The organism is Modestobacter sp. KNN46-3 (assembly GCF_011039295.1).
The window spans coordinates 1-25,594 of record NZ_JAAKGN010000038.1 but is presented as its reverse complement, the minus strand read 5'-3'; the positions used below and the strand labels follow the sequence as shown (position 1 = coordinate 25,594).

Annotated in this window: 23 protein-coding genes; 12 read left to right on the top strand and 11 right to left on the bottom strand. The window is 72.7% G+C overall.

From position 1 onward, the window contains the following. Positions 1 to 41: 41 nt before the first annotated feature. Positions 42 to 998: a LysR family transcriptional regulator gene (locus G5C62_RS10780; protein ID WP_164700966.1), complete on the bottom strand. Its 957-nt coding sequence runs from the start codon at positions 996 to 998 to the stop codon at positions 42 to 44. Positions 999 to 1,105: 107 nt separating this feature from the next. Here G5C62_RS10780 and G5C62_RS10775 point away from each other — a divergent pair, with 107 nt between their 5' ends. From G5C62_RS10775 to G5C62_RS10745, 7 genes are all read left to right on the top strand, one after another. Next, positions 1,106 to 2,104 carry a cyclase family protein gene (locus G5C62_RS10775; protein WP_164700965.1) on the top strand — a complete coding sequence of 333 codons (999 nt, stop codon included), beginning with the start codon at positions 1,106 to 1,108 and terminating at the stop codon, positions 2,102 to 2,104. 14 nt (positions 2,105 to 2,118) lie between these two features. After that, positions 2,119 to 3,249, top strand: coding sequence for an FAD-dependent oxidoreductase (locus G5C62_RS10770; protein ID WP_164700964.1), 1,131 nt, complete (start codon positions 2,119 to 2,121; stop codon positions 3,247 to 3,249). Between the two features lie 15 nt (positions 3,250 to 3,264). After that, entirely contained in the window at positions 3,265 to 4,203 is a 939-nt protein-coding gene (locus tag G5C62_RS10765) for a VOC family protein (protein WP_164700963.1), read from the top strand. Beyond that, a complete protein-coding gene (locus G5C62_RS10760) occupies positions 4,203 to 5,171 on the top strand; it encodes a fumarylacetoacetate hydrolase family protein (RefSeq protein ID WP_164700962.1) in 969 nt (322 codons plus the stop codon). Before G5C62_RS10765 ends, G5C62_RS10760 begins: the two co-directional genes overlap by 1 nt. Before the next feature lie 16 nt (positions 5,172 to 5,187). Continuing rightward, entirely contained in the window at positions 5,188 to 6,372 is a 1,185-nt protein-coding gene (locus G5C62_RS10755) for a S9 family peptidase (RefSeq protein ID WP_164700961.1), read from the top strand. 140 nt (positions 6,373 to 6,512) lie between these two features. Beyond that, positions 6,513 to 7,511, top strand: coding sequence for a LacI family DNA-binding transcriptional regulator (locus tag G5C62_RS10750; RefSeq protein ID WP_036338432.1), 999 nt, complete (start codon positions 6,513 to 6,515; stop codon positions 7,509 to 7,511). Between the two features lie 150 nt (positions 7,512 to 7,661). Then, positions 7,662 to 9,911 carry a glycoside hydrolase family 3 protein gene (locus G5C62_RS10745; protein ID WP_164700960.1) on the top strand — a complete coding sequence of 750 codons (2,250 nt, stop codon included), beginning with the start codon at positions 7,662 to 7,664 and terminating at the stop codon, positions 9,909 to 9,911. An 81-nt stretch (positions 9,912 to 9,992) separates the two neighbouring features. On the opposite strand, the gene ugpC is transcribed toward G5C62_RS10745, so the two are convergent. From ugpC to G5C62_RS10720, 5 genes are all read right to left on the bottom strand, one after another. Further along, positions 9,993 to 11,066 carry an ABC transporter ATP-binding protein gene (ugpC, locus tag G5C62_RS10740; RefSeq protein ID WP_164700959.1) on the bottom strand — a complete coding sequence of 358 codons (1,074 nt, stop codon included), beginning with the start codon at positions 11,064 to 11,066 and terminating at the stop codon, positions 9,993 to 9,995. Between the two features lie 85 nt (positions 11,067 to 11,151). Beyond that, positions 11,152 to 13,761, bottom strand: a complete 2,610-nt coding sequence (locus G5C62_RS10735) for a glycoside hydrolase family 78 protein (protein WP_164700958.1) — start codon at positions 13,759 to 13,761, stop codon at positions 11,152 to 11,154. After that, on the bottom strand, positions 13,745 to 14,662 hold the full coding sequence (locus G5C62_RS10730; protein ID WP_036338441.1) for a carbohydrate ABC transporter permease: 918 nt from the start codon (positions 14,660 to 14,662) through the stop codon (positions 13,745 to 13,747). Before G5C62_RS10730 ends, G5C62_RS10735 begins: the two co-directional genes overlap by 17 nt. Positions 14,663 to 14,664: 2 nt before the next feature. Further along, positions 14,665 to 15,549: a carbohydrate ABC transporter permease gene (locus G5C62_RS10725; RefSeq protein ID WP_036338860.1), complete on the bottom strand. Its 885-nt coding sequence runs from the start codon at positions 15,547 to 15,549 to the stop codon at positions 14,665 to 14,667. A 111-nt stretch (positions 15,550 to 15,660) separates the two neighbouring features. Beyond that, entirely contained in the window at positions 15,661 to 16,800 is a 1,140-nt protein-coding gene (locus tag G5C62_RS10720) for an ABC transporter substrate-binding protein (RefSeq protein WP_206330577.1), read from the bottom strand. On the opposite strand from G5C62_RS10720, the gene G5C62_RS27500 reads away from it, so the two are divergent. Then, positions 16,793 to 17,065, top strand: coding sequence for a hypothetical protein (locus G5C62_RS27500; RefSeq protein ID WP_197058545.1), 273 nt, complete (start codon positions 16,793 to 16,795; stop codon positions 17,063 to 17,065). The genes G5C62_RS10720 and G5C62_RS27500 overlap by 8 nt on opposite strands. 92 nt (positions 17,066 to 17,157) lie before the next feature. On the opposite strand, the gene G5C62_RS10715 is transcribed toward G5C62_RS27500, so the two are convergent. Then, positions 17,158 to 18,369 carry a cytochrome P450 gene (locus tag G5C62_RS10715; RefSeq protein ID WP_164700956.1) on the bottom strand — a complete coding sequence of 404 codons (1,212 nt, stop codon included), beginning with the start codon at positions 18,367 to 18,369 and terminating at the stop codon, positions 17,158 to 17,160. A gap of 30 nt (positions 18,370 to 18,399) precedes the next feature. Continuing rightward, the gene (locus G5C62_RS10710; RefSeq protein WP_241175824.1) at positions 18,400 to 19,380 is read right to left on the bottom strand and encodes a PDR/VanB family oxidoreductase; all 981 of its coding nucleotides are present in this window, start codon (positions 19,378 to 19,380) and stop codon (positions 18,400 to 18,402) included. 101 nt (positions 19,381 to 19,481) lie between these two features. On the opposite strand from G5C62_RS10710, the gene G5C62_RS10705 reads away from it, so the two are divergent. After that, positions 19,482 to 20,246, top strand: a complete 765-nt coding sequence (locus tag G5C62_RS10705; protein ID WP_164700955.1) for an IclR family transcriptional regulator — start codon at positions 19,482 to 19,484, stop codon at positions 20,244 to 20,246. 91 nt (positions 20,247 to 20,337) lie between these two features. Here the strand turns inward: G5C62_RS10705 and G5C62_RS10700 are convergent, their stop codons facing one another. Further along, on the bottom strand, positions 20,338 to 21,480 hold the full coding sequence (locus tag G5C62_RS10700) for an RNA polymerase sigma factor (protein WP_241175823.1): 1,143 nt from the start codon (positions 21,478 to 21,480) through the stop codon (positions 20,338 to 20,340). 383 nt (positions 21,481 to 21,863) lie between these two features. On the opposite strand from G5C62_RS10700, the gene G5C62_RS10695 reads away from it, so the two are divergent. Next, the gene (locus G5C62_RS10695) at positions 21,864 to 22,382 is read left to right on the top strand and encodes a hypothetical protein (protein ID WP_164700954.1); all 519 of its coding nucleotides are present in this window, start codon (positions 21,864 to 21,866) and stop codon (positions 22,380 to 22,382) included. 58 nt (positions 22,383 to 22,440) lie between these two features. Here G5C62_RS10695 and G5C62_RS10690 read toward each other — a convergent pair whose 3' ends face one another. Beyond that, positions 22,441 to 22,785 (bottom strand): DUF202 domain-containing protein, encoded by a 345-nt coding sequence (locus tag G5C62_RS10690; RefSeq protein ID WP_164700953.1) that lies wholly within the window; start codon positions 22,783 to 22,785, stop codon positions 22,441 to 22,443. Continuing rightward, positions 22,782 to 23,180, bottom strand: a complete 399-nt coding sequence (locus G5C62_RS10685; protein WP_331437141.1) for a DUF202 domain-containing protein — start codon at positions 23,178 to 23,180, stop codon at positions 22,782 to 22,784. Before G5C62_RS10685 ends, G5C62_RS10690 begins: the two co-directional genes overlap by 4 nt. A gap of 182 nt (positions 23,181 to 23,362) precedes the next feature. Here G5C62_RS10685 and G5C62_RS10680 point away from each other — a divergent pair, with 182 nt between their 5' ends. Then, the gene (locus tag G5C62_RS10680) at positions 23,363 to 24,325 is read left to right on the top strand and encodes an MBL fold metallo-hydrolase (RefSeq protein ID WP_036338456.1); all 963 of its coding nucleotides are present in this window, start codon (positions 23,363 to 23,365) and stop codon (positions 24,323 to 24,325) included. Between the two features lie 22 nt (positions 24,326 to 24,347). After that, the coding region (locus G5C62_RS10675) for an FAD-dependent monooxygenase (protein ID WP_164700952.1) at positions 24,348 to 25,594 on the top strand (1,247 nt) is incomplete at its 3' end.

Here is a 25,594-nt window from a genome sequence, read left to right as displayed (position 1 = left end):
ACTGACCGAGGAGTGTCAGGAGCGCGCCGCCCGAGCGGAAATCACTTCTCCTGGGGTGGGGCATCAGCCTCGTCGATGACCAGCGGACCGCCGACGGCCTGCCGGGCAGCCCGAGCGATGACGTCCCGCAGGTAGCGGTGCTCGGGGTCGTCGTCCAGCGCCGGGTGCCACCACATGGCCTCGACCAGCGGGCCGACCTCGAACGGGCAGGGCAGGGCACGGATCCCGGCGCCGAGCGGCAGCATGTCCACCAGCCGCCGCTGCAACAGCGCGATCCGGTCGCTGCCGGCGACCAGGGTCGGCACGGTGATGAAGTCCTCGGTCACCACCTGCACGCGCGGCTCGATGCCGAGCATCCGCATCTGCCGCGCGGCCGGGGTCGAGGCGGTCTGCCCGTGGTAGGTCACCACCCACGGCAGCGTCCGCAGGTCCTCCACGGTGAGGCCGGCGTCCGCGACCGGGTTGTCCGAGGAGACCACGCACACCCACTCGTCGCGGTACAGGTCCTGGTGGGACAGGTCGCTGACGAAGCCGTGCGGCAGCAGCATCACGTCGGCGCCCAGCAGCGTCTGCTCCGCCCGCTCCACCAGGGCCGGTGAGTGCGGGGTGAGGCGCAGCCGGGTGTGCGGCGCCTCCTCGCCGAGCAGCCCGGCGAGCGTGTCGCCCAGCACCACCACGACGTAGTCGCTGACCAGCACGGTGAACTCCCGCGTCGAGGACGACGGGTCGAACTCCGGCTGGGCGGTGAACACCCGCTCCGCCCCGGCGAGCGCCAGCCGGGACAGCTCCCGCAGCTGGACGGCGAGTGGGGTCAGCCGGTACTCGTTCCCCGCCCGGGTCAGCAGCTCGTCGTCGAAGTGCCGGCGCAGCCGCGCCAGCGACGCCGACAGCGCCGGCTGGCTCAGGCCCATCCGCGCCGCGGCCCGGGTCACGCTGCGCTCCTGCAGGAGGGCGTCGAGGGAGACCAGCAGGTTGAGGTCCAGCCGGGCCAGGTTCATGGACGGGGAGTATCCACGCCGTCTATGCCGTGCATCAGCACTCTCGTCTTCCCTGATCACTCGCCGTCGCCGAACGTCACGTGGGTCGCTTCAAGGAGGAGACCGACGTGACCCACGACGCACCGACCGAGCTCGACCGCTCCGATCCGGAGTCCGCCATCGCCGCGGCTGCGAAGCGCTGCTCCAACTGGGGCCGCTGGGGCGCCGACGACGTCCTCGGCACGCTGAACTTCCTCGACGAGGCCAAGCGCCTGGAGGGCGCCCGGCTGGTCCGGCGCGGGGCGAGCTTCTCCCTCGCCCAGTCCTTCGACATGAACGGCCCGCAGAAGGGCTGGCGGCGGCGCACCAACCCGGTGCACACGATGCTGGACACCGGAACCGACGCCGAGCGCGGGCAGGGCTTCCCGCACGGCCTGGGGGGCGCGGACGACGTCGTCTTCATGCCGCTGCAGGCCTCCACCCAGTGGGACGGGCTCGGCCACATCTTCGACCACGGCATGGCCTGGAACGGCCGCCGCGCGGGCGACGTGGTCACCAGCGCGGGCGACGCGGTCACCGGCATCGAGACCGTGGCCTCGCTCCTCGCCGGCCGCGGGGTGTTGCTCGACGTGGGCCGGGCGCTCGGCACCGACGGCGAGCTGCCCGACGGCTTCGCCATCACCACCGAGCACCTCGCCGCCACTGTCGCGGTGCAGGGCGAGACCGCCCGGGTCGGCCGCGGCGACCTGCTGCTGGTGCGCACCGGCCGGCTGGCCCGCGCCCGGCGGGACATCGCCGAGGGCCGCGGCTGGGGCGACTACGCCGGCGGTGACGCCCCCGGCCTGTCGTTCACCACCGCCGACTGGCTGCACGGCACCGAGATCGCCGGCATCGCCACCGACACCTGGGGCTTCGAGGTGCGGCCGAACGAGTTCGACGTCGCCTTCCAGCCACTGCACCAGGTGTGCATCCCCAACCTGGGCCTGTTCCTCGGCGAGATGTGGGACCTCGACGCGCTCGCCGCCGACTGCGCGGCCGACGGCGTCTGGGAGTTCTTCCTCACCGCCGCTCCCCTACCCGTGACCGGCGCCGTCGGCGCACCGGTCAACCCCATCGCGGTCAAGTGACGAAGGAGTCCCCCGTGCCCGCAGTGAACAACGTCCTGGTCGTCGGCAGCGGTCTGGCCGGTGCCGCCACGGCCATCCACCTGGCCGGCCGCGGTGTCGCCGTCGACCTGCTCGAGATCAAGCCGGACGTCGCCGCCCTCGGCTCGGGCATCACGCTGCAGGGCAATGCGCTGCGGGAGCTCCGCACGCTGGGCGTCTGGGAGCAGGTCGCCGCGGCCGGCTTCGCCTTCGACGTCACCGGCATCCGGGCCCCCGACCCGCACGGCTCCGTGCTCGCGGAGATCCCGGACGCCAAGACCGGCGGCCCGGACCTGCCCGCGGCGATGGGCATGCCCCGCCCGGAGCTGGCCCGCATCCTCTGTGACCGGGCCACCGAGGTCGGCGTGAAGCTCCGCCACGGCACCACGTTCACCGAGCTCACCCAGGACGACGACGGCGTCGACGTCACCTTCTCCGACCACTCGACCCACCGCTACGACCTGGTGGTCGGCGCCGACGGCCTCCGGTCCTGGACCCGCCGGGCGCTGGGGATCAACCTGGAGACCCGGTCGATCGGCATGGGCATCTGGCGGGCGTTCGGCCCGCGTCCGGCCAGCGTCACGCGTACCGACCTGTACTACGGCGGGCCGTCGTTCATCGCCGGCTACTGCCCCACCGGCGAGGACTCGCTCTACGCCTACATCGTCGAGCCGGCCCAGGACCGCAGCGCCCTCTCCCCGGCCGAGCAGCTGGCCACCATGCGGCAGCTCTCCGAGGCCTATCACGGCCCGTGGGACGAGATCCGCGAGACGCTGACCGATCCCTCGCGGGTCAACTACACCTGGTTCGAGACGCACGTGCTCGACGAGCCGTGGAACCGCGGCCGGGTCGTGCTGATCGGCGACGCCGCGCACACCTGCCCGCCGACCATCGCCCAGGGCGGCGCGATGGCCCTGGAGGACGCCGTCGTCCTGGCCGAGCTGCTCACCGAGCGGACCGTGCTGGACCAGGACCTCTGGGACGCCTTCCACGCCCGGCGGTACGCGCGGGCGAAGACCGTCGTCGACGCCTCGAACACCCTCGCCCAGTGGCAGCTCGACCACGTGCAGGGCGACGCGCCCGCGCTCTTCCGCCGGATCGCCGAACTCACCAGCCAGCCCGCCTGAGCCGAAGGACCCCCGATGACCGAGCGCCTGATCACCCACCTGCGGCACGTCGACCTGGCGGTGCCCGACCACGCCAAGCAGCTGGACTTCTACACCAACACGTGGGGCCTGAAGGCCGAGCACACCGACTCCGGCCTCACGTTCCTGGCCGCCGAGGGCTCACCGGAGCAGTACATCGTCCGGCTGCGGCAGTCGGCCGACAAACGGGTCGACCTGATCTCCTTCGGCACGGCCACCGCCGCCGACGTCGACACCCTCGCCGGCCGGCTCGCCGCCGACGGGGTCCAGCTGATCGGCGAGCCGGACACCCTGCAGACCCCCGGCGGCGGCTACGGCTTCCGGTTCTTCGACAACGAGGGCCGCACCGTCGAGATCAGCTCCGACGTCGCCGTCCGGCAGCACCGGACGATCGAGGAGGGCGAGTCGATCCCGGTCCGCCTGAGCCACGTCGTCCTCAACTCCGCCGACCCCGAGGGCACGGTGGCCTTCTACGAGAAGCACCTGGCGTTCGCCCTGTCCGACACCCTGATGCACCCGCGGATGGGCAACATGATGTGGTTCCTGCGCACGAACGCCTGGCACCACAGCATGGCGGTCGCCCGCGGCCCGCACCCGTCGCTGCACCACGCCTCCTTCGAGCTGCGCGGCATCGACGAGTACATGCGCGGCACCGGCAGGCTGCTGCGCCAGGGGGTGGAGAAGATCTGGGGCCCGGGTCGGCACAGGGCCGGCAACAACACCTTCAGCTACTTCCTCGACCCGCACGGCAACACCGTCGAGTACACGACCGAGCTCGAAGTGCTGGACGAGGACAGCTGGCACCCGCACGTCTACGACTTCAGCGACCCCGAGGTCTCCGACCAGTGGGGCACCGCCAACGCGATGAACGAGTTCGTCGCCCAGCGCTCGTTCAACGACCCGGACAAGGGCCTCTTCGTGGCCCCGCCGGTCTGATGCGCTTCGCCACCTACGAACAGGGCGGACAGGTGCGGGCCGGGGTCGTCTCCGACGCCGGTCTGCACGGACTCCCCGCGCGGACGACGGTGCTCGACCTCGTCCGCGCGGGGCTGCCGGCCGCGCTGGCGGCCGGCGCGGCTGCGCTGGACGGCCCGGCCGTGCCGTTCGACGCGGTGCGGCTGCTGCCCCCGCTGGAGGCGCCCAGCGTCCGCGACTTCGTCGCCTTCGAGGAACACGTCGAGGGCGTCGTCGCCGGCATGGGGCAGGGCGCCGGGGTCGTGCCGGAGTGGTACGAGGCCCCGACCTTCTACTTCACGAACCCGCACGCGCTGGTCGGTGCGCACGACGACGTCCCGGTCCCGCCGGGCTCCCAGCTGTTCGACTTCGAGCTCGAGGTGGCCGTCGTCATCGGCCGGGACGGCGCCTCCCTCACCCGCGAGCAGGCCGGGGACCACGTCTTCGGCTACACCGTGCTCAACGACTGGTCGGCCCGGGACCTGCAGCGGCGGGAGATGGCGGTCAGGCTCGGCCCGGCCAAGGGCAAGGACTCAGCGACCACCCTGGGTCCCTGGCTGGTCACCGCCGACGAGCTGGAGCCGTACCGGGACCACGACGGCTTCCTCACCCTGGACATGCGCGTCTGGGTCAACGACGTCCTGATCGGCCAGGACCTGCTGTCGAACATGGGCTGGCCGTTCGAGGAGCTCATCGCCTACGCCTCCCGCGGCACCGTGGTGCGCGCCGGGGACGTGCTCGGCTCGGGCACCTGCGGCAACGGCGGCTGCCTGGCCGAGCTGTGGGGGCGCCATGGCGAGCAGGCACCGCCGCCGCTGCAACCCGGCGACGTCGTGGAGATGACCGTCGAGGGCATCGGCACGATCCGCAACCGCGTCGTCCCCGGGATCGAGCTGCCGCCGGTGGCCCCGGCCCGCCCGCGCCCGCGCACCCGCCGGCGCACCCCCTGATCGAGAGAGAGACACCGTGTTCGAGTACTTCCCCGACGGCCCGTACACCTACAACCTCGGCGTCGTCGCGACGCTCAACTCCGGCGGCCTGATCGACGAGGTCGACCGGGCCTGCCGGCCGATCAAGGAGGCCGCGGCCGCCGGCGAGGACGCCGGGACCCCGGCCTTCCTGCGCGCCTGGCGGACGCTGACCGACCAGCTGGTCGGCCAGGCGGAGGAGGCCGAGAAGGCGGGGCACACCCGCACCGCCGGTCAGCTGTGGTTCCGGGCCAGCAACTACCTGGCCCAGGCCGAGCGGATGCTCTCCCACGCCAACCCCGACCGGGTGCCGACCTACCGGCGGATGCTCGAGCTGGCGCAGAAGGCCTTCGACCTGCACAGCCCCCGGGTCAGCCGGGTCGCCGTCCCCTACGAGGGGACGACGCTGCCGGCGTACTTCAGCCAGGCGCCGGCCACCGACGACGGGCCGGCCCCGGTCGTCGTGCTGGTCAACGGGCTGGACTCCACCAAGGAGCACATGTACGCCTCGAACCACTGGGAGGAGCTGGCCGCCCGCGGCATCTCCTGCCTGATGCTGGACCAGCCGGGCACCGGTGAGGCGCTGCGGCTGCAGGGGCTGACCGCCCGCATCGACGCCGAGGTGTGGGCCGGCGCCTGCATCGACTGGCTGGAGACCCGCGAGGACGTCGATGCGAGCCGGATCGGGATCGTCGGCTGGTCGCTCGGCGGCTACTACGCCCCCCGCGCCGCGGCCTTCGAGAAGCGCTTCGCGCTCTGCGTCGCCTGGGGCGCCAACCACGACTGGGGCGCGGTGCAGCGCCGCCGGCGGGAGCGCGAGGGCGAGCGCCCGGTCCCCCACTACTGGGAGCACGTGCTGTGGGTGTGGGGCCACAGCGGGGACGAGGAGGACCTCGACGCCTTCCTCGACTTCGCCGACGACGTCCGCCTGGACGGCGTCGTGGAGAAGATCAGTGTGCCGTTCCTGATCGCCCACGGCGCCAACGACCGGCAGATCCCGTTGGCGTACGCGCACCGCTCCTACGACCAGGCGGTCAACTCCCCCAAGCGCGAGCTGCGCGTCTTCACCGCGGAGGAGGGGGCCACCGAGCACATCGGCCTGGACCACCTCTCCCACGTCAGCACCTACATCGCCGACTGGGTCGCCGACACCTTCGCCGAGCTCGCCGCTGCCCGCGGCTGACCTCCTGCGGCATCGCGACCCGGCCGCCGCAGCTCGTCGCGACACCGCTCCTCCGGGGGCTCGGGTTATCGTCCGGGTCCCTGGAGGAACCGGCGTCGAGCGAGGGGCGGAGCAGCGAGGTGCGCAGACCGTCACCGAGCATGATCGACGTCGCCCGGACGGCGGGCGTCTCGCTGGGCACGGTGTCGAACGTGCTCAACAACCCGGCGAAGGTGGCCGAGACCACCCGGCGGCGGGTGGAGGCCGCGATCGGCGAGCTCGGGTTCGTGCGCAACGGTGCGGCCCGGTCGCTGTCCTCGGGCACCAGCTCGACGTTCGGGTTCGTGGTCATCGACCTGAGCAACTCGTTCTTCCTGGACATGGCCCGCGGCGCCGAGCAGGAGGCCAGCGGCTCGGGCATGAACGTGCTGTTGGCCAACGCCGACCTCGACGACGCGAAGCAGCACACCTACCTGGACCTCTTCGAGGAGGAACGCGTGGCCGGCGTGCTCCTCGCCCCGCAGCAGAACGCGGCGGGCGAGACGACGTCCCTGCGCGCACGCGGCATGCCGCTGGTGGTCCTCAACGACCCCTCGGTGGGGCCGGAGGTCTGGACGGTGCAGACCGACAACGTGCACGGCGGGCACCTGGCCGCCCGGCACCTGATCGAGCTCGGCCGCCGGCGGCTGGTCTTCGCCGGCCCGGACGACCTGGCCGTCGTGCGGCAGCGCTTCGAGGGCGTCGAGCGCGCGGTCCGCGAGTCCGGTGGCGCGGTGACCCTGGAGCGGATCCAGACCCCCGGCGTCCGGGTCGAGGACGGCCGCCGGGTCGGCGACGAGCTGCTCGCCCGACCGGCGCACGACCGCCCCGACGGCGTCGTCGCCGGCGCGGACCTGCTGGCCCTGGGCCTCATCCAGTCGCTGGTGGTCGACGGCCGGTTGCGCGTGCCCGAGGACGTCGCCGTCGTCGGGTACGACAACAACCGCGCGGCCTGGAACAGCGTCATCCCGATCACGACACTGGACCAGGCGGGCGAGGAGATGGGCCGCCGCGCCACCCAGATGCTCCTGGCCCAGCTGGACGGCAGCCCGGCGGACGGACGGCGGTCGGTCACCCTCGAGCCGTTCCTCATCCCGCGGGAGAGCACCGTCGGACGGTGACCCGCCGGCTCCCCGGGAGCCCGCCGGTCAGGTCCGACGTCCCACCGTTGACCCCTGGTGTGACGCCCGTTACCTTGACCGCACGGTCCGGATTGAAGCGCTTCAAGCGCCCGGACGGTCCTGCCCATCCCCGAGAGGACGACGCTGTCCATGACGACCCACCCACCCCGCCGAGGCGTCCGCCGCGCGGCCTTCCCGATCGCCTTCGCCGGCCTGGTGACCCCCCTCGTGGTGGTCGCCGCGCCGGCGAACGCCGCCGCCGTCGACTGCTCCGACGTCTCCGCGTACCCCTGGACGGACACCAGCAAGACCCCGGACGAGCGGGCCCACGCCCTGCTCGAGGCCAGCACCCAGCACCAGAAGTACCGCTGGCTGGTCGAGCAGCCGGCCAACTCCCCGGAGCAGACGGAGTTCTCCGGCGTCACCTATCCGGTGCAGGTTCCCTGCACCCCGACCGTCGTCTACACCGACGGACCCGACGGCGTCCGGTTCACCCCGGGCGTCACCGCGTTCCCGGCGCCCATCTCGGTCGCCAGCACCTGGGACGAGCAGCTGACGTACGACCGCAGCGCGGCCGTGGCGGCGGAGGCCTTCGCCACGGGGAAGAACGTCGTCCTGGGCCCCGGCCTCGCCAGCGGACGCGCCCCGCTCTCCGGCCGGACCGCGGAGTACTTCGGTGAGGACCCGCTGCTGACCGGGGTGCTGGCCGCGGCCACCGTGAACGGACTGCAGGAGAGCGGCGACGGCGAGCGCGCCGTGCTGGCCAACCTCAAGCACTACGTGGGCAACGAGCAGGAGCTCGACCGGCAGCTCAGCTCATCGGACATCGACGAGCGGACCCGCCGGCAGATCTACGACCTGCCGTTCGAGATCACCATGGACCGCAGCGACCCGGCCAGCGTCATGTGCTCGTACAACCAGATCGACGACGTGTACGGCTGCGAGAACCCGCTGCTGGACGACGTCCTCCGGGACGACCTCGGGTTCGACGGGTACGTGCTGAGCGACTTCGGCGCCGTGCACTCGACGGCGCCGAGCCTGGACGCGGGGTTGGACCAGGAGCTGAACCGGCCGGTCTTCTTCACCCCCGAGCTTCTGGACCAGGCCCTCGCCGCCGGCGAGATCACCCAGGAGCAGATCGACCAGGCGGCGTTCCGGGTGGTGCGCACCTACCTCGCGGGCGGGCTGTTCGACCACCCGCTGCCGGCCACCCCGGTCGCCGACGCCGCAACACCGGAGCACGAGGCCCTCGCCCGTCGGGTGGCCGCGGAGGGCAGCGTCCTGCTGGCCAACGACGGCGTGCTGCCGCTGGCGCCCACCGCCGGGGACACCATCGCCCTCATCGGGCCCACCGCGTCGAGCACGCCCACCGACGGCATCAGCGCCGCCTCGGTCTGCTCGATGGCCTGGCGGTTCAACGACGCCGGGACGATGGAGTGCGAGGACCTGGTCTCCCCCGAGACGGCGATCCGTGAGCGGGCCGCACAGGACGGCGCGACCGTCACCTACTCCGACGGCAGCGACGTGACCGCCGCTGCCGCGGCCGCGGCGCAGGCCGACGTCGCCGTCGTCTTCGGGTACCAGCGGTCCGGTGAGTTCAGCGACCTGCCCGACCTGCGGCTGCAGGGCGGCGGCGACGCGCTGATCGAGGCGGTCGCGGCGGCCAACCCGGACACCGTCGTGGTGCTGCAGACCGGCAGCGCGGTGGAGATGCCCTGGGTCGACGACGTGCGGGCCGTGCTGGAGACCTGGTACGCCGGTGAGCAGATGGGCCCGGCGACCGCCGACCTGCTGTTCGGCGACGTGAACCCGTCGGGTCGGCTGCCGATGACGTTCCCGGTCTCCCTCGCCGACACCCCCACGGCGGCCTCACCGGAGCGGTACCCCGGCACGTTCGCCGACGGCTCGACCACGCGACCCGAGGGCAGCACCGAGATCCGGCAGGTCGAGTACAGCGAGGGGCTGCAGGTCGGCTACCGCTGGTACGAGGCCCAGGACATCGAGCCGCTGTTCGCCTTCGGCCACGGGCTCGGCTACACCGACTTCGAGTACGACAAGGTGAAGGTCACCCCGGCCAGCACGAAGGAGGGCCAGGAAATCCGGATCCGCTTCCGACTCACCAACACCGGTGACCGGGTCGGCACCGAGACCGCCCAGGCCTACGTGACCCTGCCCGACAGCGCCGGTGAGCCGTTCCGGCGGCTGGTCGGCTGGGAGCAGGTCACCCTGCAGCCCGGTGAGCACCGGAAGGTGGAGATCACGCTGACCGCCGAGGACCTGCGGCTGGCGCAGTACTGGGACGAGTCGACCGACTCGTGGCAGACCCCCCGGGGCACCTACCAGGTGCACGTGGGCGGGTCCGTCAAGGCGACCGCCGGGTCGACGTTCCGGGTGCGCTGACCGATCACGAGGAGAGGGGCGGGGAGCGCGACTGCGCTCCCCGCCCCTCTTTGCGTGCACCCGGCGGTGCCGCGGCCGACCTCAGGCGAGCCGGCGGCCGTCCGCCGTGGAGAAAAGGTGGGTGTGTCCGGCCTGGGGCCGGACGTGCACCACCGAGCCGCGGGCCGGCACCTGCCGGCCGTCCACCCGGACGACGACCTCGTGCCGTTCGCCACCGATCTCGGTGTGCCCGTAGACGAAGCCGTCCGCGCCGAGCTCCTCGACCACGTCGACGCTCACCGGGAGGCCCTGCTCGGCCAGCTCGAGGTCCTCGGGACGGACGCCGACCAGCACCCGCTGGTCGGCGGCCTGCGCCAGCGCCGACCGCTCCACGGCGAGGGTGGTGTCCCCGAACCGGACTCCCCCGTCGACCGTCGGCAGCTCGATCAGGTTCATCGCCGGCGAGCCGATGAAGCCCGCGACGAACGCGTTCACCGGCCGGTCGTAGAGCTCCCGCGGGGCGCCGACCTGCTGCAGGACGCCGTCCTTCAGCACGGCCACCCGGTCGCCCATGGTCATCGCCTCGACCTGGTCGTGGGTGACGTAGACGGTGGTCACCCCGAGGCGCCGCTGCAGGGAGGCGATCTCCGTGCGGGTCTGCACGCGCAGCTTGGCGTCCAGGTTCGACAGCGGCTCGTCCATCAGGAACACCTGCGGGGAGCGCACGATCGCCCGGCCCATCGCCACCCGCTGCCGCTGACCACCCGACAGCGCCTTGGGCTTGCGGTCCAGGTAGGGCTCGAGGTCCAGGATCCGCGCCGCCTCCCGCACCCGGGTGGCCCGCTCCTCCTTGCCGATCCCGGCGATCTTGAGCGCGAAGCCCATGTTGTCCCCCACGGTCATGTGCGGGTAGAGCGCGTAGTTCTGGAACACCATCGCGATGTCCCGGTCCTTGGGCGCGACGTCGGTGACGTCGACGTCCCCGATCCGGATCGCGCCGCCGTCGACGTCCTCCAGGCCGGCGAGCATCCGCAGCGAGGTCGACTTGCCACAGCCGGACGGGCCGACCAGGACGAGGAACTCACCGTCTTCGATCGTCAGGTCCAGCGCGTCGACCGCGGGGCGGTCGGCGCCGGGGTACAGCCGGGTCGCGCCGTCGTAGACCACGGTCGCCATCGTCAGCGTCCTTCCTGGAGTCCACCGGGCGGGATCTCCGCGCCGGTGCGGGGTGCGCCCGCCGCATTCAGCGGATCGGCCGGGCTCATCGGTCGGCCCAGTCCGGGGGGACGTCGGCCGTGAGGCGGTGGCGCCCCGGGCCGATCTCACGAGGTGCCTGCAGGGGCAGCTGGACGGTGCCGGTCGCGCCCGTCGGCACCTCGACCTCGACGTCCAGACGGCCGTCGGTCCAGTGCCACTCGATCGCGACCTCGCCGTAGGGCGACCGGTGCCGCGCCCGTGCCCAGGTCAGCCCACCGCCGGGCTGCGGCTGGAACAGCACCCTCCGGTAGCCCGGTTCCGCCGGAGCCAGACCGGCGACGGTGCGGTGCAGCCAGTCGGCCACCGCGCCCAGCGCGTAGTGGTTGAACGAGGTCATGTCCCCGGGGTTCACCGACCCGTCGGGCAGCAGGCTGTCCCACCGCTCCCAGATCGTCGTCCCGCCCTGCCGGACGGTGTAGAGCCAGGAGGGCAGCTCGGCGCACAGCAGCAGGTCATAGGCCGTCGGCACCTGGCCGGTCCGGGTGAGCGCCTCGGTGACCAGTGGCGTGCCGGCGAACCCGGTGGCGATCCGGTTGCCGGAGCTGCGCACCAGGTGGGCCAGCCGCGTGCCGGCCGGCTCCCGGTGCTCGGGGAGCAGCAGGTCGAAGCAGATCGCCAGCGCGTGAGCCGTCTGCGTGTCGCTGGTCATCCGCCCCTCGGCGGTGACGTACCGGCTCCGGAACGCCGCGCGGACCTCGGCGGCCAGCGCGCCGTACCGGGCGGCGTCCTCCGGTCGTCCGACCGCCTCGGCGGTGCGCGCCAGGTGGTCGGTGGACCGGGCGAAGTAGGCGGTCGCGACCAGGTGCGGATCGGTGACCGAGGCGGTCGGGTCCTCCGGCGGCGCGGCCGGGTCCAGCCAGTCCCCCAGCTGGAAGCCCTGGTCCCAGACCCGGCCGGGCCCGGCGAGCCGGGTGACCAGGTCGACCCAGGCGCAGGCGGAGTCGTACTGGTCGACCAGCACCTGCCGGTCGCCGGCGCGCTCGAAGAGGTCCCAGGGCGTGAGCACAGCGGCATCGCCCCACACCGCGCCCGGCCGGGGCGGCGACCAGATCGGCCCGCCCGGCACGTAGGGCACGTACCAGGGCACGGTGCCGTCGGGCAGCTGCTCGGCCGCCAGGTCCCGCAGCCAGGACCGGAGCATGCCGGTGCAGTCGTAGAGGAACGCCGCGGTCGGGGCGAAGACCTGGATGTCGCCGGTCCAGCCCAGCCGCTCGTCCCGCTGCGGGCAGTCGGTGGGCAGGTGCACGAAGTTGCCGCGCATGCTCCACACGACGTTCTCGTGCAGTCGGGTCACCAGCGGGTCGGAGCACTCGAACCAGCCGGTGCGCTCCATGTCGGTGTGCTGCACCCGGGCGGTCACCGCACCGGGAGCCAGTCCACCGGGCCACCCGCTCACCTCGGCGTACCGGAAGCCGTGCAGCGTGAACCGCGGTTCCCACTCCTCCGGGCCACCACCGGCCAGCACGTACTCGTCGACCGAGGGCGCGCCCCGCAACGGCCGGGTGCACAGTCGCCCGTCCTGCAGCACCTCGGCGTGCCGGAGGCGCACCAGCGTGCCGCGCGGGCCCTGTACCCGCAGCCGCAGCCGGCCGACCAGGTTCTGCCCGAAGTCCAGCAGGAAGGTGCCCGGCTCCAGCGGCGTCACCGACACCGGCTCGACCTCCTGGGTGCACCGCACCGGCGGCCCCTCCGGGGCGACCAGCGTCCCGGGGTCGCGCGGCGACACGTCCCGCGCCGGCCGCCAGGACCCGGTCGGGGTCCCGGGGGCCGACCAGGACCGGTCGTCGGACCGGGCGTCGTGCCGCTCGCCGGCGTAGAAGCTGGCCGAGCTGGTCGGCGCCGGCGCGGCGCTCCAGCCGTCCGGTCCGGAGGCGACGACGGCGGTGGTCCCGTCGGCGTGGTGGAGCTCCAGCTGGCAGAGCACGGCCACCCGGTCGCCGTAGACCTCCCGGGTCCCGCCGTCGAAGCCGACCAGTCCGCGATACCAGCCGTCGGCCAGCCGGATGCCGAGCACGTTGGCCCCCGGCCGCAGCAGCGCGGTGACGTCGTGGGTCGCGTACTGCAGACGGTGGGCGTAGGAGGTCCAGCCCGGGGCGAGGACGTCCTCCCCCACCGCCGCTCCGTTGACCTCGGCCTCCGCGACGCCATGCGCGGTGAGGTACAGCCGGGCGGCGACCACGTCGTCCCGGACGTCGAACTCCCGCCGCAGCAGCCAGACGCCGTCCGGTGGGGTGCCCGGGCCGGGGCCGACCGGCACCGCGGTCCAGTCCTCCGGCGACAGCAGCCCGGCCTCCACGGCGGTCGGCGCGGACCAGTCGGACGTCGAGCCGTCCTTGCCCCGAACCCGAACGGAGACCTCGACCCGCTCCCGCGAGCGCAGCGGCGCCCCGGGCCAGGCGACGAGGACGGAGTCGCCGCCCTCGACCCAGCCGGTCGTCGTCCGGCCGCCCCGGTCGACCGCGATCTCGTAGCCGCCCTGCGTCCAGCCGGCGCCGGCGACCGTGGCCCAGGTCAGCCGGGGCGCGGCCTCCCCGATGCCGAGCGGCTCGCGGTGGTGCTCGACGGTGAGCCGGTCGACGCGGACGGCCGGCTCTGTCTCAGCCCTTGACCGCACCGGCTGCCATCCCGCGCATGACGCGCTGGTTCAGGAAGAGGTAGATGGCCAGGATGACCAGCACGTTGATGCAGATGGCGGCGAACGTCGGCCCGTACTGGACGACCCCGAACTCGCCGGTGAAGTTGAGCAGCCCCGCCTGGACGGTGCGCAGCTCGTCGCGGGTGGTGAAGGTCAGCGCGATGAGCAGGTCGTTCCACATGAAGAAGAACTGCACCAGCGCGATCGTGAAGATGGCGTTCTTCATCATCGGGAAGGCGATCGACACCAGCGAGCGCAGCATGGACGCGCCGTCCAGCGTGGCCGCCTCGAACACCTCGCGCGGGATGGCGCGGAAGTAGGTGGCCATCAGGAACACCGTCAGGGGCAGGCCGGTGGCCGTGTAGGTGATGATCAGCGGCCACAGCGACTGGGTGAGCCCGGCCTGGAAGTACACGGTGAACAGCGGCAGCAGGATCATCTGCCACGGCACCATGATGCCGATCAGGAAGACCAGCAGGACCGTGCCGCGCCCCTTCCAGACCATGATCTCCAGGGCGAACCCGGCGGCCGTGCCGATCACCAGCATGACCAGCAACGCCGGGAAGACGGCGAGCGTGGAGTTCAGCAGGTACTGGCTGACGCTCCCCCAGGCGGCGTCGAAGTTCTCCAGGTTGGTGAAGTCCTCCGGCAGCGCCCAGGTCGGGGAGTTGAGGAACTCGTCCTGGGTCTTGAAGGAGCCGAGGACCAGCCAGACCAGCGGGTACAGCACGCTGATCAGCAGGACGGCGACGACGGAGTACAGCGGCAGCTTGCGCAGGGCGCGCATCGGCCGCCGGCGGCGGCGCGGCCGCGGCGCGGGACGTTCCCCGGTGGGGAGGTCGGCGTGCGGGGCGACGAGGGGGGTCGCGGGAGTCGTCATGATCAGCCCTGGGTCAGGTCGCGCCGCGACGTCTTGAAGATGAGCAGGGTCACGAGCAGGGAGAGCACCGTCAGCGCGAGGGCGATCGTCGCGCCGTACCCGTAGTCGCCGGAGGCGAAGGAGGTCCGGTACATCGCCAGCGTCAGCGGTGTCGTCGCCGTCCCCGGGCCACCGCCGGTCAGGGCGTAGATGGAGTCGAAGACCTTCAAGGTCCCGTTGATGCTGAAGATCAACGAGGAGACCAACACGGGGAACGACAGCGGGATGACGATGTTGCGCACCAGCCGCCACCCCGAGGCCCCGTCCAGCCGCGCGGCCTCCAGCACGTCCTCGGGGATGTCGATCAGGCCGGCGTACAGCAGGACGGCGTAGAAGCCCATCGACCGCCAGATGTCCATGATCGCCAGGACGACGAAGGCGTTGGCGGGGTCACCGAGCCAGTTGACCGACTCGAGCCCGAACGCGTTGAACAGCGCGTTCACCGGCCCGGTCTGCGGGGCCACCTCGAAGAGCTTCTGGAACAGCAGCGCCACGGCGACCGTCGGCATGACGACCGGGAAGAAGACCAGCGTGCGGATCAGCGCCGACGCCCGCTTCAGCACGAAGACGTAGAGCAGGGAGAGCACGTAGCCGAACAGCACCTGGCCGACCGTGATGACGACGGCGTACTTCACCGTGAACCACAGCGCGTCGGCGACCTTCGGGTCGCTGAAGAGCCGGCTGAAGTTGTCCAGCCCGGCGAACTGGAAGCCGGAGATGACGCTGCCGTCGAAGAGCGTGTAGCCCAACGACCACAGCATCGGGACGAGCATGACCAGCGTGTAGATGGCCAGGGCCGGCGCCAGCAGGACCAGGACGGTCCGCCTGTCGCCGAGGACTTCTCTCACGGACTCTCCGCCTTCCGGGGTGGTGCATTCCGAGGTCTTGCTGTGCCGAGCACCGGTGCGGGCAGCGCTGTCCGCGCTGCCCGCACCGGGTGGTGATGAGAGTGCTGCCGGTCAGCCGAGCTCGGCGGACACCGCGGACATGAAGTCCTCCCCGCTCATCTGGCCGGAGCCGACCAGGCCGGCGTTCTGCTGGCTGGCCGTGGTCGCCGAGGCCGGGAACAGCGCCTCGAACCACAGCACGCTCTCGTCGGTGGCCTCGATCTGGTCCTGCACCAGCCCGGTCAGCGGCGGCACCTCGACCTCCTCGGCCAGCTGCAGCCCGGTGATCTGGCCGTGGTCGCGCAGCGCCACGCTGCCGTAGTTGCTGGCGATGCACTCGACCCAGGCCTGCGCCTGCTCCTCCTCGGCGACCGCGGAGGAGAGCACGATCGACGTGCCGAGGTTGGTCGGCGTCTGGTCGCTGTTGCCCTCGCCGCCCTCGACCTCGGGGAACGGGAGGAAGCCGATGGCGTCCTCGCCGATCTGGTTGGCCTCGGGGTCGTTGAAGTCGGCCAGGGCCCACGAACCCATGTACATGAACGCGGCTTCGCCGGTCAGGAAGGTGTTGATCGCCGTGGCGTAGTCGATCGAGTTCGGTGCCGGACCGAAGTAGCCGGCCTCACCGAGCTCGGCGATGGCCTGGGCGGCCTCGACGTACTCGGGGTCGGTCAGGCTGGCCTCGCCGTCGGCGATCGCCCGCATGGCGTCCGGCCCGATGGTGCGGAACAGGTAGGCCCCGATCCAGCGGCTGATGCCCCAGCCGTCGCCGCCGGACCCGGCGTTGGTGATCGGCTGGACGCCGGCGGCCTGCAGCGTCTCGAAGGCGGCGACCAACTCGTCCCAGGTCTGCGGCACGGCGATGCCGTTGGCCTCGAGGATCTCCTTGTTGAACCAGATGCCCTCGATGTTCAGCTCGACCGGCAGGACCAGCTGGTCACCGAAGATCTGGTCGGCCGCGGACTCCGCTGCCGGCACCATCGCGTCGGCGGCGTCGCCGCCGGCCAGCACGTCCTGCACGTTGGCGACCTGGTCGTTCTCGGCGAGCTCACGGATCAGGTCGGGGGTGTTGGCCGGGAAGAGGTCCGGCAGCGCGCCCTGGCCGGCCAGCAGCTGGATCTGCTGGTCGACGCTCTCCTGCGCCTGCTCGGTGATGTCCAGCGGCAGTGCCTCGTCCTGCGTGGCGCACTGGTCCTCGCTCAGCGAGGTGATCACCGAGTCCTGCGTGGTGTTCTCGTTGAGCGACATCATGGTGAAGCCGTCGTCCGAGGACCCGCCGTCACCCCCGCTGCCGCCACCGCATGCCGCCAGTGCGAGCGACACGGTGACGGCGCACGCCATCCGCGGAGCCCATGTCCGGCCAGTCGACTTCATCGTCACCAGTCCTCCTGAGACCTACCTGATTGAAACGCTTCAACTGCTGCCGCGAAAAGTAGCCTGGCGCACACTTCGGGGTCAACCGACCGACATCGAGCCGTGACCACTCCGCAACCTGGGCGTCGCGCCGGACCTGCGCACGGCACGACGACGGAGCGACCGCCCCGCGGGGACAGCCGCTCCGTCGAGCCACTGCTACGCCGGCTGCACCGCCATCGGGAGGCTGCCCCAGGCGCGCAGGGTGTTGTTGTGGTGGCGCCGCGTCGGGCCGGCCAGCTCGATCCGCGCGACCCGCAGGGCCAGCGCGGTGAGCACCGACTCCGCCTCCAGCCGGGCGACGTGCTGCCCGACGCACTGGTGCAGCCCCATCCCGAAGCCGACGTGGCCGGAGGGGTCGCGCCCCAGGTCGAAGGCGTCCGGATCGGCCCAGCGCCGCGGGTCCCGGTTCGCCGCCGCGAGGAACATCAGGACCTTGTGGCCCTCCGGGACGACCGCGTCCCCGATCCGCACCGCGGTGGTGGTCGTCCGGAAGAAGGTCTGCACCGGCGACTCCCACCGGATGGCCTCGTCGAAGGCGACCCGGGCCAGTCCGGGCTCGGCACGCAGTCGGGCCCACTGGTCGGGGTTGCTGGCAAAGGCGTACAGGACGGCGGAGATGCCGTGCACCGTGGTGTCCACGCCGGCGGTCAGCAGCGAGCGGACGATCAGCGGTGCCTGCTGCGGGGTGATGTCACCGCGGTCGGCCGCGGCCCAGATCGCCGCCCCGAAGCCCTCCTCGGCCAGCGACTCCCGCTGGCACTGCTCCCCCACCCAGGCCGACAGCTCGGCGATCCGTGGAGCACCCTGGGCCACCAGGTCGTTGGACGGCCCGAAGGCGTTGAACGCGTGGTCGCCGTAGGGCAGCAGGTTCTCCCGGCCGTCCGGACCGAGGCCGACGGCGTCGGGGAAGACCCGCAGCGGGAACGCCTGCGACAGCGCCGTCACGGCGTCGAACTCGGTGCCCTCGGCGAGCACCTGGTCGACCAGCTCCTCGGCGTCGGCCGCCCAACGCTCCCGCAGCCGGCGGAGGGCCCGCGGACCGAGCACCGCCGTCAGCACCCGCCGGGGCGCGTCGTGTTGAGGCGGGTCCGCCTCGAGCAGCAGGCTCGGCGGCCGCCAGGGCTCCTCCGTGCGGAAGTTGCTCAGGCCCACGCCGGCGGCGGACTGGAACTCCTGCCAGTCGACGAGCGCGGCGTGCACCTCGTCGTACCGGGCGAGGGCGTGGACGTCGTAGCGGCTCAGGTAGGTGACCGGCCCCGCCTCGCGCAGCTGCTCGTGCAGCGGCAACGGGTCCTCCAGGACCTCGTGGCTGAAGGGGTCGACGTCGCTGACCGGCAGACCGTCGGTCGGGCTCGCGGTGAGGGTCATGCGGAGCTCCTCGGTGTCGGTGGTCGCGGGTCAGAGGTCGAGGACGAGGCGGTCGCTGCAGGAGCGCGAGACGCAGGGGTACATGCAGTCGCCCGCGGCCCGCCCCTCGTCGTCCAGCAGGGAGTCCCGGTGGTCGGGCTGCCCGGCCAGCACCGTGGTCTCGCAGGTGCCGCAGGTGCCCTGCCGGCAGGAGGAGAGGACCTCGACCCCCGCCTCGGCGAGCGCCTCCAGCACCGACGTCCCCGGCGCGACCGTGACGGTCCGCCCGGACCGGTGCAGCTCGACCTCGAAGGGCGTCGTGCGCACGGGTGCGCCGCGTTCGGCGGCGGCGAACCGTTCGGTGTGCAGCGTGCGCGGAGGCCAGCCGGCGCAGGCCCGCTCGAGCGCGGCGAGGAGCGGCGCGGGGCCGCAGCCGTACACCCGGGTCCCGGGCCGGGGCTCGCCCAGGAAGCCGGGCAGGTCCAGCAGGCCGTGCTCGTCCTGCGGGCACACCTGGACCCGGTCGCCGTGGGCCGCGAGTTCGTCCAGGAAGGCCATCGAGCTGCGCTGCCGGCCGCCGTAGAGCAGCCGCCAGTCCGCACCCAGCAGCTCGGCCTGCACGAGCATCGGCAGGATCGGGGTGATGCCGATGCCCCCGGCCACGAACAGGTAGGAGTCCGCCGGCACGAGCGGGAAGTCGTTCCGCGGGCCGCCGAGGCCGACCACGTGACCGGGTGCCAGCTGCTGGTGCACGTAGGCGGAACCGCCGCGACCGGCCGGCTCCAGCAGCACGCCCACCCGGTAGGTGTGGGCGTCCCACCGGTCGCCGCAGAGCGAGTACTGGCGGGTCAGTCCGTTGTCCAGGGCGAGGTCGACGTGGGCGCCCGGCGTCCAGTCCGGGAGCCGCCCGCCGTCCGGCGCGGCCAGGGTGAGGGTGACGACACCGTCGGCCACCCGGGTCTTCTCTTCGACCCGGACCACCGTGCGGTCCACCCCCGCGTGTCCGGCCCACGGCTGCTGCACTCCGAGCACTGGCGACCTCCTCGTCGTCGGTGCTGGCCAGCGTGCGACACAGGTCACGTCGGGGCGTAGCCGTTTCTCAATGGACGAGAAGCTCGTGCCACACTCGCCCGATGGCCCGCACCCCGACCGGAGAGTCGGTGGTCGCCCGTGCCGTGCGGGTGCTCGACGCCTTCACCGCCGACGAGCCGGCACTGCCGGTCGGGGAGATCGCGCGGCGGAGTGGCCTGCACGTCGCCACGGCGTCCCGACTGGTCGCCGAGCTGGTGGCGCACGGGCTGCTGGAACGCGACCCCGGCCGCCAGGTGCGCATCGGGGTCCGACTGTGGGAGCTGGGCGCCCGGGCCTCGCCCACCGTGTCGTTGCGGGACGCGGCCATGCCCTTCCTCGAGGACGTGCGCGCGGTCGTCGGCCACCACGCCCAGCTGGGCATCATCGACGGCGACGACGTCCTGTTCGTCGAGCGGTTGAGCGCGCGGGACCCGGTCATCAACTACTCGCGGATCGCCGGCCGGCTCCCGCTGGCCACGTCGTCCTCGGGCCTGGTGCTGCTGGCCCACGCGCCGCACCAGGTCCAGGAACGGGTGCTGGCCGCCCCGCTGCGCCCGGTCACCCCGGCAGGGCTGCGCACCCCCGCGCAGCTGCGCGCCCAGCTCGCCGAGGTGCGGCGGACCCAGTCCGCGGTCCTGGCCGGGCACCAGCACCCCGACGCCACCGGCGTGGCCGTCCCGGTGCGGGACGACCGGAACGACGTGGTGGCCGCCCTGTCGGTGATCGTGCCGAACGACGGCCGGGGCGCCGAGTTCGTGCCGCTGCTGCTGTCCGCGGCCCGTGGCATCACCCGCGCGCTGCGCGCGCCCGCCCCGACGCCCGGCTGACCACCGGACACGCCAGCGGCCGGTGACCCGATCGGGTCACCGGCCGCTGGGGCACTGCCGCCCCCGTCCGAGGAGGACGGGAGCACTCCTGCTAGTCCAGGTAGTCGCGCAGGACCTGGGAGCGGCTGGGGTGGCGCAGCTTGGACATCGTCTTGGACTCGATCTGGCGGATCCGCTCGCGGGTCACGCCGTAGACCTGTCCGATCTCGTCCAGGGTGCGGGGCTGGCCGTCGGTGAGCCCGAACCGCAGCCGGACGACGCCGGCCTCCCGCTCCGACAGCGTCTGCAGCACGCTGGTCAGCTGGTCCTGCATCAGGGTGAAGCTGACCGCGTCGACGGCCACGACGGCCTCGGAGTCCTCGATGAAGTCACCGAGCTGGCTGTCGCCCTCATCGCCGATGGTCTGGTCCAGGCTGATCGGCTCCCGGGCGTACTGCTGGATCTCCACCACCTTCTCCGGGGTGATGTCCATCTCCTTGGCCAGCTCCTCCGGGGTGGGCTCGCGGCCCAGCTCCTGGAGCATCTCCCGCTGCATCCGGCCGAGCTTGTTGATGACCTCGACCATGTGCACCGGGATGCGGATGGTGCGGGCCTGGTCGGCCATCGCGCGGGTGATCGCCTGCCGGATCCACCACGTCGCGTAGGTGGAGAACTTGAAGCCCTTGGTGTAGTCGAACTTCTCCACCGCACGGATGAGCCCGAGGTTGCCCTCCTGGATCAGGTCCAGGAACGCCATCCCGCGACCGGTGTAGCGCTTGGCCAGGGAGACCACGAGACGGAGGTTGGCCTCCAGCAGGTGGTCCTTGGCGCGCTCACCGTCCCGGACGATCCAGGTCAGGTCGCGCCGCAACTGGGTGGCGAGCTTCCCGCCGCCCTCGATGGCCTCGTGCAGCTTGTGGCCGGCGTAGAGGCCGGCCTCGATCCGGCGGGCGAGGTCGACCTCCTCCTCGGCGGTCAGCAGCTTCACGCGGCCGATGAGCTTCAGGTAGGCGCGGACCGAGTCGGTCGACGCGGTGAGCTCGGCGTCCTTGCGGGCCTGCCGGAGGGCGAGGGTGTCCTCCTCGTCGTCCCACTCGGACGCGGCTGCGGCGGCGCCGCCGTCGGTGTCCTCGGCGACCTCCTCCTCGGCCGGCGCGGCCGTGGTGATCACGTCGGCTGCCGTCATGGGCGGCGGGGCGTCGGCGGTGGGGGCCTGGTCCTTGATGGCCGGGTCCTTCATGTCGGTGATGCTCATGTTCGCCTTTCCTGACGATGCCAGTCGGCATCGCACACCGGGGACGGGTGGCGGAGAGGCCGGGGGGTGAGGTGCAGGGCAGCACCGGCACCTGTCGGCGAGCTGGGCGACTGCCTGGCGCAGCAGTCGGTCGCCCGGGCCGCCAACGGATCAACGCCATGGTAGGCGTCGGTCCGAGGGGAGCAACCCTCGCCCGAGGGAGGAGGCCCCTCCACGGCTGTGCTCCGCCCGGCGCAGCCGGGGCCGCGGCGGCCCTCCCATCCACCGCGGCCGGGGCGACACGGCGGTCACCGCCGGCCGGTTTGACCTCGCGGCTGCCGTGGGAACGGGTGGGCGGAGCCGTCCACACACCGAGCAGGCCCGTCCTCGAGGAGAGTCCGACCATGCTGTCGTCCCGCGGCAAGCCGATCGCCAGCGCACCCCTGCTGGGTCTCACCACGGCCCTCGCGCTCGTCCTGTCCGGCTGCGGCGGTGACGACCCGCAGGAGGGGGATCTCGCAGTCGGTGAGACCGATGTCTCCGACATCAGGGGCGAGGACGACTTCACCGACCCCTACACCGGCGAGTACGACGAGGCCTTCGAGAACGACCTCGACGTGCTCGCGGGCACCGAGGTGACCGTGCTCGGCCGGGTCGAGGAGGTGCTGACCCCCTCTGCGTTCACGATCGTGGGCCCGGAGGGCACCACGGTGGAGCCGCTCCTGGTGGTGGCCGCCGAGGAGGTGGGGGAACTCGAGTCCGGGACGCCGGTCACCGTGGCCGCCACCGTCGGCCGGGACTTCGAGGTGACCGAGGTGGAGGACCAGCTCGGAGTCGACCTCGAGGACGCGGAGTTCGAGCAGTGGCTGGGCCGGGAGTACCTCGCGGCGACGATCGTCGAGCCGTCGGCCGAGGGTCAGTAGCAGGACACCTCCGGGCCGCCGGTCGGACGCCGGTGCCGGCGCCGCGGCCCGCTGGTGGTCAGCGGAGCAGGACGAAGGCCAGCGCCAGCAGCGCCACCAGCAGGCCGACGCCGGCCAGCGCGGCGATGGGCGCACCGGCCGACCGGACGGCGACGAGGTCCCCCCGCGCGCTGAGCGACTCGTGGACGGCGCGGTACCTGCGGCGGGAGACCACGAGGACGACCACCGCACCGACCACGCCCAGCACGGCGACCACGAGGGAACCCGCGCCGAACACGGGGACGGCCAGCCGCCCGGCGACGAGCGCCCCGATCGCCATGGCCAACGCGGTCCGCTGCCAGGCCAACGCCGTCCGCTCGGCCTGGAGTCCGAGGTCGAAGACGGCGTCGGGGCGGTCCGTCACCGCAGCAGCAGGCCCACGAGGACCAGCAGGCCCGCCACGGTGGTGCCCACCGCCAGCAGCAGGCCCAACCGTGGGGAGGGCAGCGGACGCCCCTGCCGCAGCGCCCGCTCGGTGGCGGCCCAGCCGAGCCACGCCTGGGCGGGGGCGAGCAGGCCGAGCACGATGAAGACCAGCGCGCCGGCCAGCCGCAGACCGTCGGCGATGGGCAGGTCCAGCGCCTCCAGGGCGACCCCGGCGGCCACCAGCGCCAGCGACGTCCGGATCCAGGCCAGGAACGTGCGCTCGTTCGCCAGGCTGAACCTGGGGTCCGGTTCCCGCCCCGCCCGGTAGACCCGCCTCGGGAACCGGCGGTCGGTGGGCGCCTCGTCCGGCACGTCCTCGACCCCCTCGTCCACGGCAGGTCAGGGCGCCCGCTCCCGCCGATGCTCGCACGACGACCGCCGGCGTCCGGGCCACCGCACCGGTGATCGACTCCCCGGATGGGTTGTGTCGCAGGCCACACGGCCACTACGCTGAGCCGGTAAGAGAACGCACCGCTCGATATGCGAGCGGTGGTCGATCCTGCACGGGAGCCCTCATGGCAGCGAAGCCCTTCGCCTCATCCGCCGACCTCGGCGTCAAGGAGCAGACCCTGGAGGTGCTCGCCGACGGGGTGTACGCGCTCACCGCCGAGGGCGACCCGAACCTCGGCGCCATCGAGGGCGAGGACTTCCTCGTCTGCTTCGAGGCGCTGGCCACCCCGGTCGCCGCCCGCCGTTGGCTGGCCAAGCTCCGCGAACACACCGACAAGCCGGTGCGGTACCTGGTGCTCAGCCACTACCACGCCGTGCGGGTGCTCGGGGCCAGCGCGTTCGACGCCGAGGCCATCATCAGCTCCGAGCAGACCAAGGGCCTGATCGCCGAGCGCGGACAGCAGGACTGGGAGAGCGAGTACGGCCGGATGCCGCGGCTGTTCGAGGAGCCCGAGTCGATCCCCGGGCTCACCTGGCCGACGATGACGTTCCGCGACAAGCTGACGATCGAGCTCGGCGGCGACCGCGGCGAGCTGGTGCTGGAGCACCTGGGCCGCGGGCACACCGAGGGCGACATCGTGGCCTGGCTGCCGAAGACGAAGGTGCTCTTCGCCGGCGACCTCGTGGAGTCCCAGGCCGCCCTCTACACCGGCGACGCCTTCCACTTCGACTGGGCCACCGGCACCCTCGACCGGATCAAGGCCCTCGGTGCCGAGCAGCTCATCGGTGGCCGGGGTGCCATCGCCCGCGGCCGCGACGAGGTGGACGCCGCGATCGAGCAGACCCGCGCCTTCCTCACCACGATGCACGAGACGGTCGGCACCGCGCACCGCGCCGGGGGCACGCTCAAGGAGGCCTTCGAGGCCACCCACGCGGCCCTGGCGCCCAAGTTCGGGCACTGGCCGATCTTCGAGCACTGCCTGCCCTTCGACGTGCAGCGGCTGTGGGACGAGTTCAGCGGCATCGAGCGCCCGGTGATCTGGACCGCCGAGCGCGACCGCCAGGTGTGGGACGAGCTGCAGGGCTGATCCGGCGATGACCTCGAGCGCGATGACCTCCTCCGACAGCCCAGCGCCGGTCGTCGTCATCGGGTGCGGCCCGGTCGGCCAGACCACGGCCCTGCTGCTGGCGCGCTGGGGTCTCCCGGTGGTCGTGCTCGACGGCCGTCCCGCGCGGGACCTGGTCGGCAGCAAGGCGATCTGCCAGCAGCGCGACGTCCTCGACGTCTGGGACTCCGTCGGCGTCGGGGCCGAGATCGCCCGCCGCGGCGTCACCTGGACCACCGCGCGCACCTTCCACCGGGACGCCGAGCTGTTCAGCTTCGAGTTCGTGGACCGCGGGCAGTCCCCGTTCCCGCCCTTCGTGAACGTCTCGCAGTGCCTCACCGAGGAGCTGCTCGACTCCGCGATCGACGCCCAGCCGCTGATCGAGGTGCGCTGGGGCCACGAGGTCACCGGCATCGAGCAGGACGACGCCGGGGTGTCGGTCTCCTGCGCCGACGGGACGACCGTCGCCGGCAGCTACGCGGTCGCCTGCGCCGGCCCGCGGGCCGACGTCGTCCGCACCGCCCTGGGGCTGACCTTCGAGGGGCAGACCTTCGGCGACCAGTTCCTCATCTGCGACATCCGCACCGACCTGCCCGGCTGGGAGACCGAACGGCGCTTCTACTTCGACCCGGAGTGGAACCCCGGCCGCCAGGTGCTGATCCACCCCTGTCCGGACTCCACGTTCCGGATCGACTGGCAGGTGCCGCCGGAGTTCGACCTCGCCGCCGAGGAGGCCTCCGGCGGGCTGGACCGGCGGATCCGCCAGGTCATCGGCGAGCGGCCCTACGAGGTCGTCTGGAAGTCGGTCTACCGGTTCCACTCCCGGGTGGTCGACCGGATGCGGGTCGGCCGCGTCCTCGTCGCCGGGGACGCTGCCCACCTGGTCTCCCCGTTCGGCGCCCGCGGCCTGAACTCCGGGGTGCTGGACGCGGAGAACGCGGCCTGGAAGCTCGCCTTCGTGCTGCGCGGCTGGGCACCGGAGACGCTGCTGGACAGCTACCACGACGAACGGCACGCCGCGGCCGTGGAAAACCTCGACGTCACCGGGGCCACGATGCGCTTCCTGGTGCCGGGCACGCCGGCGGAGGCCGCGCACCGGCTGGAGGTGCTGGAACGCGCCACCACCGATCCCGCGGCCCGGGCGGAGGTCGACTCCGGCCGGCTGGCGGAGCCGTTCTGGTACGTCGACTCCCCGCTCACCACCCCCGACGAACGGCGCCCCTTCCCCGGTCGGCCGGCGCGCGGCGACGT